At 69.9% G+C, this 17,326-nt stretch carries 16 protein-coding genes and 5 tRNA genes; 5 read left to right on the forward strand and 16 right to left on the reverse strand.

Translation table 11 applies throughout. The annotated features are described in order from the left end of the window. From N7925_RS08535 to N7925_RS08545, 3 genes are read right to left on the reverse strand one after another with little or no spacing between them, the layout of a single operon-like run. Positions 1-1,176, reverse strand: coding sequence for a D-alanine--D-alanine ligase family protein (locus N7925_RS08535; RefSeq protein WP_274343519.1), 1,176 nt, complete (start codon positions 1,174-1,176; stop codon positions 1-3). Between the two features lie 34 nt (positions 1,177-1,210). Continuing rightward, entirely contained in the window at positions 1,211-2,221 is a 1,011-nt protein-coding gene (locus N7925_RS08540; RefSeq protein WP_265599083.1) for an NAD(P)H-dependent glycerol-3-phosphate dehydrogenase, read from the reverse strand. Then, positions 2,218-2,970 (reverse strand): lysophospholipid acyltransferase family protein, encoded by a 753-nt coding sequence (locus N7925_RS08545; protein ID WP_274343520.1) that lies wholly within the window; start codon positions 2,968-2,970, stop codon positions 2,218-2,220. Before N7925_RS08545 ends, N7925_RS08540 begins: the two co-directional genes overlap by 4 nt. A gap of 149 nt (positions 2,971-3,119) precedes the next feature. On the opposite strand from N7925_RS08545, the gene cofC reads away from it, so the two are divergent. Next, the gene (gene cofC / locus N7925_RS08550) at positions 3,120-3,806 is read left to right on the forward strand and encodes a 2-phospho-L-lactate guanylyltransferase (protein ID WP_274346425.1); all 687 of its coding nucleotides are present in this window, start codon (positions 3,120-3,122) and stop codon (positions 3,804-3,806) included. 10 nt (positions 3,807-3,816) lie between these two features. Then, positions 3,817-4,020 (forward strand): hypothetical protein, encoded by a 204-nt coding sequence (locus N7925_RS08555; protein WP_265599085.1) that lies wholly within the window; start codon positions 3,817-3,819, stop codon positions 4,018-4,020. A 119-nt stretch (positions 4,021-4,139) separates the two neighbouring features. Here the strand turns inward: N7925_RS08555 and N7925_RS08560 are convergent, their stop codons facing one another. The 4 genes from N7925_RS08560 to leuC all read right to left on the reverse strand — a co-directional run bounded on the left by N7925_RS08560 (position 4,140) and on the right by leuC (position 7,309). Continuing rightward, positions 4,140-4,811: an HU family DNA-binding protein gene (locus N7925_RS08560; protein WP_265599086.1), complete on the reverse strand. Its 672-nt coding sequence runs from the start codon at positions 4,809-4,811 to the stop codon at positions 4,140-4,142. A 142-nt stretch (positions 4,812-4,953) separates the two neighbouring features. Continuing rightward, positions 4,954-5,181: a hypothetical protein gene (locus N7925_RS08565; protein ID WP_026291031.1), complete on the reverse strand. Its 228-nt coding sequence runs from the start codon at positions 5,179-5,181 to the stop codon at positions 4,954-4,956. 104 nt (positions 5,182-5,285) lie between these two features. Continuing rightward, entirely contained in the window at positions 5,286-5,879 is a 594-nt protein-coding gene (leuD, locus tag N7925_RS08570) for a 3-isopropylmalate dehydratase small subunit (RefSeq protein WP_274343521.1), read from the reverse strand. Positions 5,880-5,881: 2 nt separating this feature from the next. Beyond that, complete coding sequence (gene leuC / locus N7925_RS08575; RefSeq protein WP_274343522.1) at positions 5,882-7,309, reverse strand: 3-isopropylmalate dehydratase large subunit; 1,428 nt, start codon at positions 7,307-7,309, stop codon at positions 5,882-5,884. A gap of 174 nt (positions 7,310-7,483) precedes the next feature. On the opposite strand from leuC, the gene ndgR reads away from it, so the two are divergent. Then, positions 7,484-8,200 carry an IclR family transcriptional regulator NdgR gene (ndgR, locus tag N7925_RS08580; protein WP_003966003.1) on the forward strand — a complete coding sequence of 239 codons (717 nt, stop codon included), beginning with the start codon at positions 7,484-7,486 and terminating at the stop codon, positions 8,198-8,200. 198 nt (positions 8,201-8,398) lie between these two features. Here ndgR and N7925_RS08585 read toward each other — a convergent pair. From N7925_RS08585 to N7925_RS08625, 9 genes are all read right to left on the reverse strand, one after another. After that, a tRNA-Glu gene (locus N7925_RS08585) sits at positions 8,399-8,471 on the reverse strand. Positions 8,472-8,491: 20 nt separating this feature from the next. Further along, positions 8,492-8,563 (reverse strand) — tRNA-Gln (locus tag N7925_RS08590). Between the two features lie 12 nt (positions 8,564-8,575). Further along, positions 8,576-8,648: transfer RNA gene (locus N7925_RS08595), tRNA-Glu, on the reverse strand. A 62-nt stretch (positions 8,649-8,710) separates the two neighbouring features. Continuing rightward, positions 8,711-8,783, reverse strand: a tRNA-Glu gene (locus N7925_RS08600). A gap of 38 nt (positions 8,784-8,821) precedes the next feature. Beyond that, positions 8,822-8,893, reverse strand: a tRNA-Gln gene (locus N7925_RS08605). An 87-nt stretch (positions 8,894-8,980) separates the two neighbouring features. After that, the gene (locus tag N7925_RS08610; RefSeq protein WP_265599089.1) at positions 8,981-9,700 is read right to left on the reverse strand and encodes an HAD family hydrolase; all 720 of its coding nucleotides are present in this window, start codon (positions 9,698-9,700) and stop codon (positions 8,981-8,983) included. Between the two features lie 98 nt (positions 9,701-9,798). Beyond that, positions 9,799-11,313, reverse strand: a complete 1,515-nt coding sequence (gene gltX / locus N7925_RS08615; protein WP_274343523.1) for a glutamate--tRNA ligase — start codon at positions 11,311-11,313, stop codon at positions 9,799-9,801. Continuing rightward, positions 11,306-12,091: a fumarylacetoacetate hydrolase family protein gene (locus N7925_RS08620; protein ID WP_265599091.1), complete on the reverse strand. Its 786-nt coding sequence runs from the start codon at positions 12,089-12,091 to the stop codon at positions 11,306-11,308. Before N7925_RS08620 ends, gltX begins: the two co-directional genes overlap by 8 nt. A 94-nt stretch (positions 12,092-12,185) precedes the next feature. Continuing rightward, positions 12,186-12,368 (reverse strand): hypothetical protein, encoded by a 183-nt coding sequence (locus tag N7925_RS08625; protein WP_265599092.1) that lies wholly within the window; start codon positions 12,366-12,368, stop codon positions 12,186-12,188. A gap of 584 nt (positions 12,369-12,952) precedes the next feature. Between N7925_RS08625 and N7925_RS08630 the strand changes: the two genes are divergently transcribed. Then, a complete protein-coding gene (locus tag N7925_RS08630) occupies positions 12,953-16,771 on the forward strand; it encodes a sensor histidine kinase (RefSeq protein WP_274343524.1) in 3,819 nt (1,272 codons plus the stop codon). Between the two features lie 9 nt (positions 16,772-16,780). Further along, positions 16,781-17,194 carry a roadblock/LC7 domain-containing protein gene (locus tag N7925_RS08635; protein ID WP_006127850.1) on the forward strand — a complete coding sequence of 138 codons (414 nt, stop codon included), beginning with the start codon at positions 16,781-16,783 and terminating at the stop codon, positions 17,192-17,194. The last annotated feature ends 132 nt before the right edge of the window (positions 17,195-17,326 follow it).

Genomic DNA, 17,326 nt, shown 5'->3' on the forward strand with positions numbered 1-17,326 from the left:
TCAGCGCAGTCCGGTGGAGCGGCTCAACGCGGCCTGGATCAGCCGGTCGACCAGCTCCGGGTAGCTGACGCCGCTCTCCTGCCACATGCGCGGGTACATGGAGATCGGGGTGAAGCCCGGCAGGGTGTTGATCTCGTTGATGACGAAGGAGCCGTCCTCGGTGAGGAAGAAGTCGGCGCGCACCAGGCCCTCGCAGGAGACGGCGTCGAAGGCCGCGACGGCGAGGCGCCGCACCTCGGCGGTCTGCTCCTCGGTGAGCGGTGCGGGCACGAGCCCGGCGGCCGAGTCGATGTACTTGGCCTCGAAGTCGTAGAAGTCGTGCGAGGTGACCGGCGGGATCTCGGCGGGCACGCTGGCGCGCGGGCCGTCCTCGAACTCCAGCACCCCGCACTCGATCTCGCGGCCGCGCAGCAGCGACTCGACGAGGAACTTCGGGTCGTGGCGGCGGGCCTCCTCGATCGCCTCGTCGAGTCCTTCGACGGAGTCGACCTTGGTGATGCCCATCGAGGAGCCGCCGCGGGCGGGCTTGACGAACAGCGGCCAGCCGTGCTCGCCGGCGAAGTCCACGATCCGCTCGCGGGCGGCCGCGGGGTCGTTGTCCCACTCGCGGGGGCGGACGACCTCGTACGGTCCGACCGGCAGCCCGAAGGAGAGGAAGACGCGCTTCATGTACTCCTTGTCCTGGCCGACGGCGGAGGCGAGGACACCCGCGCCGACGTAGGGCACACCGGAGAGTTCGAGGAGTCCCTGGAGGGTGCCGTCCTCCCCGTACGGGCCGTGCAGCACGGGGAAGACGACGTCGACCTCGCCCAGCGCCTTGGGCACGGAGCCGGGTTCGCTGTAGAGGACCTCACGGCTGCCGGGGTCCACGGAGAGCACGACGCTGCCCTCGGCGGACTCGGTGAGCCCGTCCACGTCGGGGACCTTGCGGTCGGTGATGGCCATGCGTTCGGGCTCGTCGGCGGTGAGCGCCCAGCGGCCGTCCGTCGTGATGCCGATCGGCAGGACGTCGTACTTGGTCCGGTCGATGGCCTTCATGACGGCGCCGGCCGTGACGACCGAGATGCCGTGTTCGGAGCTGCGGCCGCCGAACACGACAGCCACGCGGGGCTTGCGGCGCTGCGGCACAGGGCTCTCGGCGCGCTCAGGGCTCTGGGGGAGGTTCTCGCTGCTCATATCGCGATGAGCGTACCTGCTGGTAAGGGAGACGTCAGCGTCGCTCGGCCTTGGCGCTCCGCGACATCAGCTCCTTCACGGCGACGACCGGGGACTTGCCCTCGTGGACGATCGAGACGACGGTCTCGGTGATGGGCATGTCGACCCCGTGCCGGCGGGCCAGGTCGAGGACCGATTCGCAGGACTTGACGCCCTCGGCGGTCTGCTTGGTGACGGCGATCGTCTCCTGGAGCGTCATGCCACGGCCGAGGTTGGTGCCGAAGGTGTGGTTGCGCGAGAGCGGCGAGGAGCAGGTGGCCACCAGGTCGCCCAGGCCCGCGAGTCCGGAGAACGTCAACGGGTCCGCGCCCATGGCCAGACCCAGTCGGGTGGTCTCGGCGAGGCCCCGGGTGATGAGGGAGCCCTTGGTGTTGTCGCCGAGGCCCATGCCGTCCGCGATGCCGACGGCGAGGCCGATGACGTTCTTCACGGCGCCGCCGAGCTCGCAGCCGACCACGTCGGTGTTGGTGTAGGGCCGGAAGTACGAGGTGTGGCAGGCGGCCTGGAGGCGCTGGGCGACGGACTCGTCGGCGCAGGCGACGACGGCCGCGGCGGGGCGTCGCTCGGCGATCTCCTTGGCCAGGTTGGGTCCCGACACGACGGCGATGCGGTCGGCGGAGACCTTGGTGACGTCCGCGATCACCTCGCTCATCAGCTCGGCGGAGCCCAGCTCCACGCCCTTCATCAGGGAGACCAGGACGGTGTCGGGCTCCAGGTGCGGGGCCCAGTCGGCGAGGTTGGCCCGCAGCGTCTGGGAGGGCACGACGAGAAACGCGAACTCCGCGCCGCGCAGGGCCTCGGCGGCGTCGGTGGTGGCGCGGATGGAGTCGGGGAGCGCGATGCCCGGGAGGTAGTCCGGGTTGGTGCGGGTGGTGTTGATGGTCTCGGCGACCTCGGCGCGGCGCCCCCAGAGGGTGACCTCGCAGCCCGCGTCGGCGAGGATCACGGCGAAGGCCGTACCCCATGAGCCGGTTCCGAAGACGGCTGCTTTTACGGGGTGCGTCACGTGGGTCCCTTTCCCTGGGCCCTGCGCCGTTGTTCAGCACGGGCTTTGCGGTGATCGTAGAGCTCGGCGGGCGCTTTCTCGCCGCGCAGGTCCTCCAGCTCCCGGGTGACCGCCGCCATGATGACCTCGGTCGCCTCGCGGAGCACCTCGGGGGTCGGCTCCAGTCCGTAGAAGCGGCTGAGGTCGACGGGCGGTCCGGCCTGCACCTGGAGCGTCTTGCGGGGGAACAGCCGGAACTTGTTCTCCTTGGCGTAGGGCGGCACCGCGAGGTTGGCGCCCCACTGGGCGACGGGGATCACGGGCGCCTTGGTCATCAGGGCGACCCGGGCGGCCCCGGTCTTGCCGGCCATCGGCCACATGTCGGGGTCGCGGGTGAGGGTGCCTTCGGGGTAAAAGGCGACGCACTCGCCGCGCTCGATGGCATCCACGGCGGCCCGGAAGGCGTCCAGGGCGTTGGTGGTCTCGCGGTAGACGGGGATCTGGCCGGTGCCGCGCAGCATCATCCCGACGAACGGGGTGCGGAAGAGGCCTGCCTTCGCCAGGAGCCTCGGCACCCGCCCGGTGTTGTACTGGAAGTGGCCGTAGGAGAGCGGGTCCAGATAGGAGTTGTGATTGACGGCGGTGATGAATCCGCCGTCGGCCGGAATGTGTTCCATCCCCCGCCAGTCGCGCTTGAACAGAACCACCAATGGCGGCTTGGCGATGACCGCCGCCAGGCGGTACCAGAAGCCGATTCTGCGGCGGGACACTCGGACACCTTCCTTAGGAATTTCTCGACCTGCAGCCTGGCTACTGGCGGTCAAGTCTCGCCCCAGGCCCCTGCTCTGTCGAGAACACCGTACGCCTCACGTTCGGTAGCGGACCTCCAGGTTGTCGTACCGGCAGGCGAGAATAAGTGCTGACGCGTACGGAGGGGGAGATCGCCACGAACACCGATCCGGCCGGGCCCTGGTCCCTGGTCGTTCCGCTGAAGCCGCTCGCACGGGCCAAGAGCCGCCTGGGGCAAGCGGCGGGGCAGGATGCGCGGCCCCGGCTGGCCCTGGCGTTCGCCCAGGACACGGTGGCCGCGGCGCTGGCCTGTTCCCTGGTCCGGGATGTGGTGGTCGTCACGGACGATGCCGTGGCCGCGGCGGCTCTTTCGGCGCTCGGGGCGCGGATCGTGCCGGACGTTCCGGGGGCCGGGCTCAACGCCGCGCTCGCGCACGGCGCACACTCCGTGCGGACCCTGCGGCCCGCCGCCGCGGTGGCCGCGCTCAACGCGGATCTGCCGGCACTGCGCGCCGACGAATTGGCGCGGGTGCTCGATTTTGCTTCCGCTTTTCCCAGCGCTTTTCTCCGGGACGCGGCGGGAATCGGAACGACATTTCTGGCCGCCGCGGGAGGTGCGGAATTCCGTCCTGCTTTCGGTGGTCCGTCCGGGGCCCGGCACCTGGCGTCGGGGGCGGTGGAAATAGCGCTGTCCGGCGTCGACTCGGTGCGCCGGGACGTGGATACGGGCGAGGATCTGCGGGTCGCCCTGGCCCTGGGGGTGGGGTCGCACACGGCGCGGATCGCGGCCTCGGGCGCCCTGTCCCGTGACCGATAGGCTGCCGCCCATGCAGGCGACCTCGTACACATACGACCCCGGGACCCGCAGCGGCAGCGTGCTGCTGGACGACGGCACCCCGGTGGACTTCGACGCCCCGGCCTTCGACGCGGGCGGTCTGCTGCTGCTGCGTCCGGGGCAGCGGGTGCGGATCGAGGGCGAGGGCGAGGGGGCGGACCTGCGGATCACCCTGGTGACGCTGCAGACGTTCTGACCCAGCCCCGACCGGAGCGGGACCGCTGGGCCGAACGGGGCCCGGAAAGCCCGCGGGCCGGGCTCCCCCGGAGGGGAGCCCGGCCCGGCGCGTTGTGCTGAGCGAGCGGGTGCCCGGTCTCACTTCTTGCGTGCGGTGGCCTTCTTGGCCGTGGTGGTGCGCGCCGTGGTCTTCTTGGCGGGCGCCTTCTTCGCCGTGGTCTTCTTGGCGGGCGCGGTCTTGCTGGGCGAGGCCTTCTTGGCGGTCGTCGCGGCCTTCTTCGCCGGAGTCGCCTTCTTGGCGGCCGCAGAGGCCTTCTTGGCCGTCGCGGTGGTCTTCTTCGCGGTGACCTTCTTGGCTGCGGCGGTGGTCTTCGCCGGAGTCGCCTTCTTGGCGGTGGTCTTCTTCGCGGTGGCCTTCTTGGCGGCCGACTTCTTGGCGGCGGCGGCCTTCACCGTCGTACGGGCGGCGGAGGATCCGCCCGAGAGGCTGCCCTTGGGGGCCTTCTTGACGGCCACGTCGTTCTTGGGGAGCTTCTTCGAGCCGCTCACCAGGTCCTTGAAACCCTGGCCCGCACGGAAGCGGGGCACCGAGGTCTTCTTGACCCGGACGCGCTCACCCGTCTGCGGGTTGCGGGCGTACCGGGCGGGGCGGTCGACCTTCTCGAACGAGCCGAAGCCGGTGACCGATACACGGTCCCCTGCGACAACGGCACGGACGATCGCGTCGAGTACCGCGTCGACAGCGTCTGCGGCCTGCTGACGGCCGCCGACCTTGTCGGCAATCGCTTCTACGAGCTGCGCCTTGTTCACGTCTTCCCCTTCGGAGACATTGCCAGAACGAAAGTGTTCAAGCTTTTTCGCACGTTAGGCAGATATATACCGCAAATCAAACACGAAACGGGCTAATCACCCTAGTGCCGCAACGAAGTCGACCGATGCGCAGTTCCACGTGTCAGTCACCTTCGGGGAATCGGCCCTCATCGAGGTCCTTCATCATCCGGTCCAGACGCCTTGCCGCGTCCGGGAGATCGTGCTTCGCCGCGGCCGTGACGACCAGCAGCTTCCGGGTCAGCGCCATCCGTACGCTCTCCGGGACTTGCAGTGCACGCACCTTCGCGTGCGCTTCCTTCAATCGGTCGGCGACTTGGCCATAGAGCTTGAGTTGGCTGTCGCGTTCCATGCACCGATTGTGCCATCTGGGGCGAGTTGTCGCCCGACGGGGTCTCAACAAGCGACTGCGCCCCCTGCCGGGAGGCAGGGGGCGCAGTCCTGGAAAAGCGCTGCTCAGGCCGTAATGGTACGCGGCTTGAAGGCGGGCCTGGCCGTCTCGTACGCGGCGATGTCCGCTTCGTTCTGAAGGGTGAGGCTGATGTCGTCGAGGCCGTTGAGCAGTCGCCAGCGGGCGTTCTCGTCGAGTTCGAACGGGGCGGTGATGCCCTCGGCGCGGACCTGGCGCGCCTCCAGGTCGACGGTCACCTCGACGGTCGGGTCGGCCTCCGTCAGCTCCCAGAGGGCGTCGACGACCTTCTGCTCCAGGACCACGGTGAGCAGGCCGTTCTTCAGCGAGTTGCCCCGGAAGATGTCGGCGAAGCGGGAGGAGACGACGGCCCTGAAGCCGTAGTTCTGCAGGGCCCAGACCGCGTGTTCGCGGGAGGAGCCCGTACCGAAGTCGGGGCCGGCGACCAGGACCGAGGCGCCCTGGCGCTCGGGGCGGTTGAGGACGAAGTTCTCGTCCTTGCGCCAGGCTTCGAAGAGCCCATCCTCGAACCCGTCGCGGGTGACCTTCTTCAGCCAGTGCGCGGGGATGATCTGGTCGGTGTCGACGTTGCTGCGGCGCAGCGGAACGGCCCGGCCGGTGTGCGTGGTGAATGCTTCCATGGCTATCGGACTCCGGCGGGGGTACGGGCGTCGGACAGGTCGGCGGGCGAGGCCAGATGGCCCAGCACCGCGGTGGCGGCGGCGACCTGGGGCGAGACCAGGTGGGTGCGGCCGCCCTTGCCCTGCCGGCCCTCGAAGTTGCGGTTCGAAGTGGAGGCGGAGCGCTCGCCGGGGGCCAGCTGGTCGGGGTTCATACCGAGGCACATCGAACAACCCGCGTGCCGCCATTCGGCGCCGGCCTCGGTGAACACCTTGTCCAAGCCCTCGGAGACGGCCTGGAGCGCGACCCGGACCGAGCCGGGCACGACCAGCATCCGTACCCCTCTCGCGACTTTGCGGCCCTCCAGGATCGACGCTGCGTTGCGCAGGTCCTCGATGCGGCCGTTGGTGCACGAACCCACGAAGACGGTGTCGACGTTGATGTCACGCAGCGGCTGCCCGGCGGTCAACCCCATGTACTCCAGGGCCTTTTCGGCGGCGAAGCGCTCCGAGGCGTCCTCGTACGAAGCCGGGTCGGGGACATTGGCCGACAGGGGCGCGCCCTGGCCGGGGTTGGTGCCCCAGGTGACGAACGGGGCCAGTTCGGTGGCGTCGATGACGACCTCGGCGTCGAACACCGCGTCGTCGTCGGAGCGCAGGGTCTTCCAGTACGCGACGGCGGCGTCCCAGTCCTCGCCCTCGGGGGCGTGGTCGCGGCCCTCGAGGTAGTCGAAGGTGGTGGCGTCGGGGGCGATCATGCCCGCGCGGGCGCCGGCCTCGATCGACATGTTGCAGATGGTCATCCGGGCCTCCATCGAGAGCTTCTCGATGGCGGAGCCGCGGTATTCGAGGATGTAGCCCTGGCCGCCGCCGGTGCCGATCCGGGCGATGATCGCCAGGATCAGGTCCTTCGCGGTGACCTCGTCGGGCAGTTCGCCCTCGACGGTGATGGCCATGGTCTTCGGGCGGGCCAGCGGCAGCGTCTGGGTGGCGAGGACGTGCTCCACCTGGCTGGTGCCGATGCCGAACGCCAGCGCGCCGAACGCGCCGTGCGTGGAGGTGTGGGAGTCACCGCAGACCACGGTGGTGCCGGGCTGGGTCAGACCCAGCTGCGGGCCCACCACGTGCACCACGCCCTGCTCGACGTCGCCCAGCGGGTGCAGCCGGACGCCGAAGTCCGCGCAGTTCTTGCGCAGGGTCTCCAGCTGGATGCGCGAGACCGGGTCGGCGATCGGCTTGTCGATGTCGATGGTCGGGGTGTTGTGGTCCTCGGTGGCGATGGTCAGGTCGAGGCGTCGCACCGGACGTCCGGCCTTGCGCAGCCCGTCGAAGGCCTGCGGGCTGGTCACCTCGTGCAGCAGGTGCAGATCGATGAAGAGGAGGTCGGGCTCGCCCTCCGCGCGTCGGACGACATGGTCGTCCCAGACCTTCTCCGCGAGTGTCCTACCCATCGCTTTCCCTCCGGCCGGCGTCTTCGCCGGCCCAACTAGAGATTCGGTGCGCCTCCGTCCGGACCCCCGTGCGGGGCGGTGGCTACGAGCCGTTGTGCGGCCGCCCGTACAGGTTCGCAATTTCCGCCGAAAATTGAACTTGCGTTTCACAGAGTGAGACGGGAGTATCGTCGTATGGACAACTCTAGCGGCGTCGGCGTTCTCGACAAGGCAGCTCTGGTATTGAGCGCCCTGGAGTCCGGTCCGGCCACCCTCGCCGGGCTGGTCGCGGCGACCGGGCTCGCACGGCCCACGGCCCATCGACTGGCCGTGGCACTGGAACACCACCGGATGGTGGCGAGGGACATGCAGGGCCGGTTCATTCTCGGCCCCCGACTGTCGGAACTGGCAGCCGCGGCGGGCGAGGACCGCCTGCTGGCCACGGCCGGACCGGTGCTCACCCACCTGCGCGACATCACCGGCGAGAGCGCGCAGCTCTACCGCCGGCAGGGCGACATGCGCATCTGCGTGGCCGCGGCGGAACGGCTGTCCGGGCTCCGGGACACGGTGCCGGTCGGCTCGACCCTCACAATGAAGGCGGGTTCCTCCGCCCAGATCCTGATGGCCTGGGAGGAGCCGGAGCGTCTGCACCGGGGTCTCCAGGGCGCCAGGTTCACGGCGACGGCGCTCTCCGGCGTACGGCGGCGGGGCTGGGCCCAGTCGATCGGCGAGCGGGAGCCGGGCGTCGCCTCGGTCTCGGCCCCGGTGCGCGGCCCGTCGAACCGGGTGGTCGCCGCGGTCTCGGTCTCCGGGCCGATCGAGCGGCTGACCCGCCACCCGGGCCGGATGCACGCCCAGGCGGTCATCGACTCGGCGGCACGGCTGAGCGAGGCTCTCCGCCGCACGGGCTGACCCGCGGCACACCCCTTCCTCCTGACCGCACTCCCCGAAGGCCGCCCCAGCGTCGTGGCGGCCCTTTCTCCTTTTCCGGGGCTTCCCCACCGGGCGCAACTACGCTGCCGGGCGGGCCACTTGGCACGGGGCATCCCGCTCCGGACAAGCGGGAAGGCCCTCCACCGGAGTGAAGGGCCTTCCCGTACTGCTCTGTTGTACCCCCGACCGGATTCGAACCGGCGCTACTGCCGTGAGAGGGCAGCGTGCTAGGCCGCTACACAACGGGGGCGTGTTTACTGCTGACTTGCGCTGGGCTACCAGGACTCGAACCTAGAATGACGGTACCAGAAACCGTAGTGTTGCCAATTACACCATAGCCCATGGTGTGACAAGTACCCCCGACCGGATTCGAACCGGCGCTACTGCCGTGAGAGGGCAGCGTGCTAGGCCGCTACACAACGGGGGCCCTAGCGATCCTGCATCGAGAGCGATGGGTGCGACCCATGATGTTCTCGCGGGAAGGATCTGTACCCCCGACCGGATTCGAACCGGCGCTACTGCCGTGAGAGGGCAGCGTGCTAGGCCGCTACACAACGGGGGCTTGTCTTGCTGATCTTGCTCGTACTGCTTGGTCTTGCGCTGGGCTACCAGGACTCGAACCTAGAATGACGGTACCAGAAACCGTAGTGTTGCCAATTACACCATAGCCCACTGAAATGCAACCCCTGGTGGGGATTGATCTCTGTCTGCGCTTCCCGGCCGGATCTTTCGGCCCGCTCGGGCGGCGCAGAAAGAACATTACCCGAAGGTGTCCGGCGCTCCAAAACGGGTATTGCCCGCCAACAGACCGGGGAGCTGGTCGAGCCCGGTGATCGTCACGAGATCCGGCCTCCCGCCGCTGCTCCGCCGGTCGAGCCAGATACCGGTCAACCCGGCGGCGACAGCTCCGCCGGCGTCGATGTCGGGCTCGTTGCCGACGTACGCCACCTCGTGCGGCTCCAGTGCGAGCGCCTCGCAGGCCGCGTGGAAGGCGCCGGCCTCCGGCTTGGAGATCCCCAGCTCGACCGCGCAGACCATCGCTTCGAAGCGGTCCCGGATGCCGAGCGCGGTCAGCTTGTGCTGCTGGTGGTCGGTGTTGGCGTTGGACAGGATTCCGTGGCGGTAGTCACGGGCCAGCAGGTCGAGCACCGGCAGGACGTCCGGGAAGAGCGCCCAGGCGGCCTCGTAGTGGGCGGCGTGACGGCCGAACCACGCCTCGGCCTCGGCATCCTCCAGATCGCGGGAGAGGAACTCCCGCACCCGGTCCCTCCGCTGTCCTCGGAAGTCGGTCTCACCGGCGGTCATCCGGGTCCAGTGCCGAACGCTCAGCGCCTTCCAGGCGTCGAGGGCCACCTCGACCGAGACGTACGCCTCGGGCAGCCCCTCACGCTCCAGGTGCTGCCGCATACCGATGCGGTCGGCATTCGCGTAGTCGAAGATCGTGTCGTCGATGTCCCAGAGCACGGCGCGGATCGGCATGGATCTCACGGTAGTCGCAGGCGGTCGGCCGAGGAGGCGAAAAGCCGAGGAGGGCCGCAGCCGGTCGGCTGCGGCCCTCCTCGAAGGTGTTTCGTCGCTTACGCGGTCAGCTTGACCAGCGCCGCGTCGACGCGGACCAGGCTCCTGTCGCGGCCCAGGATCTCCAGGGACTCGAAGAGCGGCAGGCCGACGGTGCGGCCGGTGACGGCGACGCGGACCGGGGCCTGGGCCTTGCCGAGCTTGAGACCGTGGGCCTCGCCGGCGGTGAGGACGGCGTTCTTCAGGGACTCCGGGTCGCTCCAGTCGGCCGCTTCCAGGTTGGCGCGGGCCGTGGTCAGGAGGGCCACCGGGTCGCCCTTCATCGCCTTGGTCCAGGACGCCTCGTCCTCCACCGGCTCGTCGAGGAAGAGGAAGTCGACGTTGTCGGTGATGTCGGAGAGCACCGTGACCCGGGTCTGGGCGTACGGGGCGATCCGCGTCCACTTCTCCGCGTCGAACGCCTCCGGGGCCCAGGGGGCGAAGGGGGCCCGCAGCCAGGGGCCGCAGGCCTCGGTGAAGGCCTTCACATCCAGCATGCGGATGTGCTCGGCGTTGATGTGCTCGCACTTCTTGAGGTCGAAGCGGGCCGGGTTGGCGTTGACGTCCTTGATGTCGAACGCGGCGACCAGCTCGTCCATCGAGAAGATGTCGCGGTCCTCGGCGATCGACCAGCCCAGCAGCGAGAGGTAGTTCAGCAGGCCCTCGGGGAGGAACCCGCGCTCGCGGTAGAGGTTGAGCGAGGCCTGCGGGTCGCGCTTGGAGAGCTTCTTGTTGCCCTCGCCCATGACGTACGGCAGGTGGCCGAAGGCGGGGGTGTCCTTGGCGATGCCCAGCTCGATGAGCGCCCGGTACAGGGCGATCTGGCGCGGGGTGGAGGAGAGCAGGTCCTCGCCGCGCAGGACGTGGGTGATCTCCATCAGCGCGTCGTCGACCGGGTTGACCAGCGTGTAGAGCGGGGCCCCGTTGGCGCGGACGATGCCGTAGTCCGGGACGTTCTCCGGCTGGACGGTGATGTCGCCGCGGACCAGGTCGGTGAAGGTGATGGCCTCGTCGGGCATCCGGAAGCGGACGATCGAGCTGCGGCCCTCGGCCTCGTACGCGGCTTTGCGCTCGTCGGTGAGGTCGCGGCAGTGGCCGTCGTAGCCGGACGGCTTCCCGGCGGCGCGGGCGGCGTCGCGGCGGGTGTCCAGCTCCTCGGTGGTGCAGTAGCAGGGGTAGGCGTACCCGGCGGCGAGCAGCTTTTCGGCGACGTCCTTGTACAGGTCCATCCGCTGCGACTGGCGGTAGGGGGCGTGCGGGCCGCCGGTCTCGGGGCCCTCGTCCCAGTCCAGGCCCAGCCAGCGCATCGAGTCGAGCAGCTGCTGGTAGGACTCCTCGGAGTCGCGCGCCGCGTCGGTGTCCTCGATCCGGAAGACCAGGGTGCCCTGGTGGTGCCGGGCGAAGGCCCAGTTGAAGAGCGCCGTCCGGACCAGGCCCACGTGGGGGTTGCCGGTCGGGGAGGGACAGAAACGGACGCGATGGGGCCTCCCCTGGTCGAGCGGAGCCGAGAGCTTGGGGAAAGGTGCGTTAGCCACGCTTGATCACCTTGTTGGTGAGAGTGCCGATGCCTTCGATGGTGACGGCGACCTCGTCGCCGATGTGCAGGGGTCCGACCCCCGCGGGGGTGCCCGTGAGGATCACGTCGCCCGGGAGCAGCGTCATGGCCTCCGTGATGTGGACGATCAGGTCCTCGATGGAGCGGACCATGTCGCTGGTGCGGCCGAGCTGCCGCTGCTCGCCGTTGACCGTCGCCTGGATGGTGAGGTCGTGGGGGTCCACCTCGGTCTCCACCCAGGGGCCCAGCGGGCAGGAGGTGTCGAAGCCCTTGGCGCGGGCCCACTGCTTCTCGCGCTGCTGCACATCGCGGGCGGTGACGTCGTTGGCGCAGGTGTAACCGAGGATGACGTCACGCACGCGCTCGCGGGGGACCTCGCGGCACATGCGGCCGATGACCACGGCCAGCTCGGCCTCGTAGTGCAGGTCGTTCGAGAAGGAGGGGTACTCGATCGCGTCGCCGGAGCCGATCACCGAGGTGGTGGGCTTGAAGAAGGTGATCGGCGCGTCGGGCACCTCGTGGCCGAGTTCGGCGGCGTGCTCCGCGTAGTTGCGGCCGATGGCCACGACCTTGTTGGGGAGCACGGGGGGCAGCAGCCGGACCTTGTTCAGTGGGACCTTGGTGCCCGAGAGCTCGAAGTCGGCGTACGGAATGCCCTTGATGATGTCGAGGACGAGGTCACCGGATTCCACGGTGCCCTGTCCCTCGACGGCGCCGAAGGCGACATTGCCGTCGATGGAGAACCTGGCGATGCGCACGGGATGCTGTCGCCCCTCACTTGCTGGCTGACTGAAGACTGACGCTCCAGGCTAACGCCGTGGGAGGGGCACAGCTCGCGTCTGCCGGTGACGGCTACTGAGCGACCGTGACCGGGGCTTCCATCAGGATGGTGCGGCGCGGGTTGGCCGTCACGGTCGGCAGGTCGGCGGCGTGCTCCGGCTGGGGGGGCGTCCGCAGCGCTTCGGCATCCTTGAGGTGCGCCAGCGTGGTGCGCCGGGGGTTGGCAATGTTGCGGAACATCGTCGTCGTCTTCATCTGCCGTCAGGACCCTGTCGGTGAGGGCGTCGCTCGTCGCGGCGCCGGCTTGTCGGATTCGCCATCCCTGTAAAGCGTCAGGCTAAACATCCGATTCCCCGCCGGAGCCGGGATGAGGCGACGATCATCATGTGAGTTTGCTCACGAACTAATCGACAATTGACCCATTACGGACAGTAGGCCATGGTCCAGAAAACGGACAATGCATCACTGAATCCACTATTCCGCTCCTGATCATCGCGTCTGGGACACCCCCCGCCCCTAGGTGAGTCCTCCGTAATAGTCCGTTTTAACCACGATCACTCTCCACCGTTTGTTACCCGCCCATCACAACGTGTCACGCAGGTCACAGCCCGGTACATGGCCCTTGTTGGAGATCCTGCACTGTGCTGGAATTCCACGCACCGCCGCGGGTTTCAGGCCGGCGCGCAGGGGCGCAACGCAGCGCCGAGTGGCGGCGGGAGGGGGAAGTACGCCGGTCACTCACACGACCACCCATGGGGCGCGTCCAGCGCCCCACGACGCCGACACCGTTCTTGTCCGCACACGCGGGCGGGACGCCTGGTCCAGAGGTTGCGACGCTAGTGCAGGGACGTTTCAAGAGGGATGGCAGCGCTCCGGCGGAACAGGAGCCGCGCGGCGGGACCGACCGCGGTTCCTCGCCCCAGCACGCCCAGAACCCCGGGCCGGCCGCTGCCGGCGACAACAGCGACCGCGCGCAGCGCTCGGGCTCCACGACGAGCGGCGGCGCGGAGCCGAACACGCCCGCACAACCGCGCGGCCCGGTCGACACGGGTTCGCGCATAGCGCTCCGTAACTGGCGCATCAGCACGCGACTGGTCTCGCTCCTCGCCCTTCCCGTGGTCGCCGCGACCAGCCTGGGCGGTCTGCGGATCAACGAGTCCATGAACGACAGCCAGCAGCTGCAGCACATGCAGCTGCTGACCAAGATGACCAAGCAGGCGACCACGCTCGCCCAGGCGCTCCAGATGGAGCGCGACCAGTCGGCCGGTCCGCTGTCCAACAAGTCCAAGCCCACCGACTACAAGGTCGCCGGGCCCCGGGACAAGACCGACCGGGCCAAGGACGCCTTCCTCGACGAGACCGACTCGATCGGTGACTCCGAGGGCGACGAGGCGCTCGACAGCATCCACGCGAGCATCTCGCAGATCGCCTCCCAGCTCGGCACCATCCGTACGATCCGCAAGACGGCGTACGAAGAGGGCGCCCCGAGCCTCAACACCATCGACCAGTACAACCAGCTGATCACCTCGCTGCTGAGCCTTTCGCAGGACATGGCGCAGGCGACCAGCAACCCGGACATGATCAAGCGGACCCGGGCCCTGGCGGCGTTCTCCTCCGCCAAGGAGTACGCCTCGGTCCAGCGAGCGGTCATCGCCGCGGCGCTGCCGGGCGGGCCGGTGAAGGAACCGCACCTCAACCCGAACGACCGGCAGTTCGGCTCCAACGCCCTCGCCAAGGAGTCCCGGGCCCTCACCTCGTTCAAGACGATCTACGGGACGACCGGGGAGAGCGCCGAGGAGCTGATGGCTCCCCTGGACAACGGCAACCCGGAGATCAACGCCGGGAACATGTACGCCAAGCGGATCCTGGACACCACGAACGGGATCGAGGGCAAGCAGGTCCGGTCGTACCTGGACTGGTACGACCAGAGCACCATCAAGATCAAGGCCATGGAGACGATCGAGGCCACCCTCCTCAGCGACATGGAGGCCAAGGCCCGCGAGCTGCGCCAGGCCTCCCAGCGCGAGGCGATCATCAACGGCGCGGTCATCCTCGTCGTGCTCGGCGTCTCGCTCGTCGGCGCCTTCGTGGTGGCCCGCTCCATGATCCGTTCGCTGCGGCGTCTGCAGGACACCGCCACCCGGGTCGCCCAGGACCGGCTGCCCGAGCTCGTCAAGCAGCTCTCCGAGACCGACCCGCAGGACGTCGACACCTCCGTCGAGTCGGTCGGCGTGCACTCCCGGGACGAGATCGGCCAGGTGGCCGCGGCCTTCGACGACGTGCACCGCGAGGCCGTCCGCCTCGCCGCCGAGCAGGCCCTCCTCCGGGGCAACGTCAACGCGATGTTCACCAACCTCTCGCGCCGTTCCCAGGGCCTCATCCAGCGCCAGCTCTCGCTCATCTCCGAGCTGGAGGCCCGCGAGGCCGACCCGGACCAGCTGTCCTCGCTCTTCAAGCTCGACCACCTCGCGACCCGTATGCGCCGTAACGGCGAGAACCTCCTCGTCCTCGCGGGCGAGGAGCCGGGACGCCGGTGGACCCGGCCCGTCCCGCTGGTCGACGTGCTCCGTGCCGCCGCCTCCGAGGTGGAGCAGTACGAGCGCATCGAGCTGTCCGGGGTGCCCGCCACCGAGGTCGCGGGCCGGGTCGTCAACGACCTCGTGCACCTGCTCGCCGAGCTGCTGGAGAACGCGACGTCGTTCTCCTCGCCGCAGACGAAGGTCAAGGTCACCGGTCACGCGCTGCCCGACGGGCGCGTGCTCGTCGAGATCCACGACACCGGCATCGGCCTCTCCCCCGAGGACCTCGCCGCGATCAACGAGCGGCTCGCGCAGCCGCCCACCGTGGACGTCTCCGTCTCCCGCCGCATGGGTCTGTTCGTGGTCGGCCGGCTGTCGCTGCGTCACGGCATCCGGATCCAGCTGCGCCCCTCCGACTCCGGTGGTACGACCGCCCTGGTCATGCTGCCCGTCGACGTCGCGCACGGCGGCAAGCAGCCCCCGTCCAAGCAGGGCCCCGGACAGCAGCCCGGCGCCCCGGGCGGTCTGCTCGCGGGCAGCGGGAACGGCGCCGGCAACGGCCAGCGCGCGGGCCTGGGCGGCGGACCGGCCGGTCCGGGCGCCAAGAGCCTCGGCGGTGGACCGGGCGCCCAGCGCGGCCAGGTCGGCGCGGGCGCGGGTCCCCGGGCGGCACTGCCGGCCCGGGAGACCGGTGCGGGCCGTCCGCAGGACCCTCAGGGCGGCGGCCAGCCGGACAACGGCGGACCGGGCCAGGACTTCCCCGGTCAGGGTCCGGCGCCCCAGCGCCAGGGCGGCGGCCTCTCCGGCGCCTTCGGCAACAGCGCCCGGCTCGGCGCCCGCGGCGGCCAGGGCGGCCCGCAGGGCGAGGCCCCGGGCCGCGGTGACGCGACCAACCTGTTCGGGCACGGCGCTCCGCCCTCCCCCGGGCAGAACGGGCGCCCGGGTCAGTTCGCACCGCAGAACCCGCAGAACCCGTCCGGCTGGCAGAACCAGTCGAACCAGCAGAACCAGCAGGCCCCCGGAGCGCAGCAGCCCCAGGGCCGTCAGGGGCAGGGCGGCCCCGCCCAGGGTGGTTTCCAGCAGCCCGGCGGCCCCGGCCGTCAGCTGCCGCCGCCCGGTGGACCGCGTGCCGAGCTGCCCGGGGGCAACCCGCAGCCGCAGCGGCCGGCGGCCACCAGCTGGGGCGCGGACACGCCGCGCGGTCACGAGGAGCACGACGCGACCGGGCAGTTCGCCCGTCCGGCGGACCTCGGCCAGGACCGGTCGTTCAACGCCCCGCCGAACCAGCGGCCGTCGGACGACCGCCAGGGCCCCGGCGCCACCTCCGAGTTCGCCCGGCCCGACTTCTCGGCGCCGAGGGCTTCCCCGGACCGGTCGTACCCGCAGGGCGTTCCGCAGGGCCAGGACCCGGCGAGCACCGCGCAGTTCGCGCGGCCCGACTTCGGTGTCCCGCAGCAGCAGGACCCGAACCAGCTGGGCCAGAACCAGCTGGGCCAGGGGCAGTACGACCAGGGGCAGCAGCTGCCCGCGCCGCGTCAGCGCGGTTCGGAGGGCAACGACTTCGGTGCGCCGCTGCCGTCCGCCTCCCCGGCGGGCGAGGCTCCGCCGTACCGTCCGGCGCTGCCGCTCCAGCCCCAGCAGCCGGAGGCCCTGCCGCCGGCCGGTCCCGGGGACGGCCGTACGCCGCTGTACGACACCCTGGAGACGAACTGGTTCCACGGTCCGGGTCAGGGCGGCCAGCAGCCGCCCGCCGAACCGCAGGCGCCGGCCGCTCCGGACTCCTCCGATGTGCCGGTCCCGCCCATGCCTCGGCGTGGTGCGGCCGACTCCTCGGTCACCAGTTCGTGGCGGGCCTCGCCCAACGACGAGCTCGTACGCCAGGCCGAACGGGTCAAGAAGCCCGCCGCCGGCGGGGTCACCACTTCCGGGCTGCCCCGCCGTGTTCCCCGCGCCAATTTGGTTCCGGGGACCGCACAGCAGCAGAATCACCAGTCCGGACCACAGGTTTCGCGCGCGCCCGATGACGTGCGCGGTCGTCTGACCAATCTCCGCCGGGGCATCCAGCAGGGTCGGCAGGCCAACAACGGCCCGCAGACCGGCAGTATCCATCTCGGCCCCACTCACCAGCAGGAGCGTTAGTTGAGCCCCATGAGTCAGGCCGCGCAGAATCTGAACTGGCTGATCACCAACTTCGTGGACAACACCCCAGGGGTTTCCCACACGGTGGTGGTCTCCGCGGATGGCCTGCTGCTGGCGATGTCCGAAGGTTTCCCGCGCGACCGCGCCGACCAGCTCGCGGCGGTCGCGTCCGGTCTCACCTCGCTGACCGCGGGTGCGTCCCGGATCTTCGAGGGCGGCGCCGTCAGTCAGACGGTTGTGGAGATGGAGAGGGGATTCCTCTTCCTCATGTCCATCTCCGACGGTTCGTCACTGGCCGTTCTGGCCCACCCGGACGCCGACATCGGTCTGGTCGGGTACGAAATGGCCCTCCTGGTCGACCGTGCGGGCACCGTCCTCACGCCCGACCTCCGCGCCGAACTCCAAGGAAGTCTGCTCCACTAGGCGGCCATCCAGCGGATTCACGACACGATCCCCCCAGGTAATGCCCATAACCCTCACCCGTCAGGCCGCTTTAGTCCCCTCACCGGCCCCTTGCAGACGGCAAGCCGAGAACCTGCTGTCACGCCCGGAGGA

The organism is Streptomyces sp. CA-278952 (assembly GCF_028747205.1).
Lineage (GTDB): Bacteria > Actinomycetota > Actinomycetes > Streptomycetales > Streptomycetaceae > Streptomyces.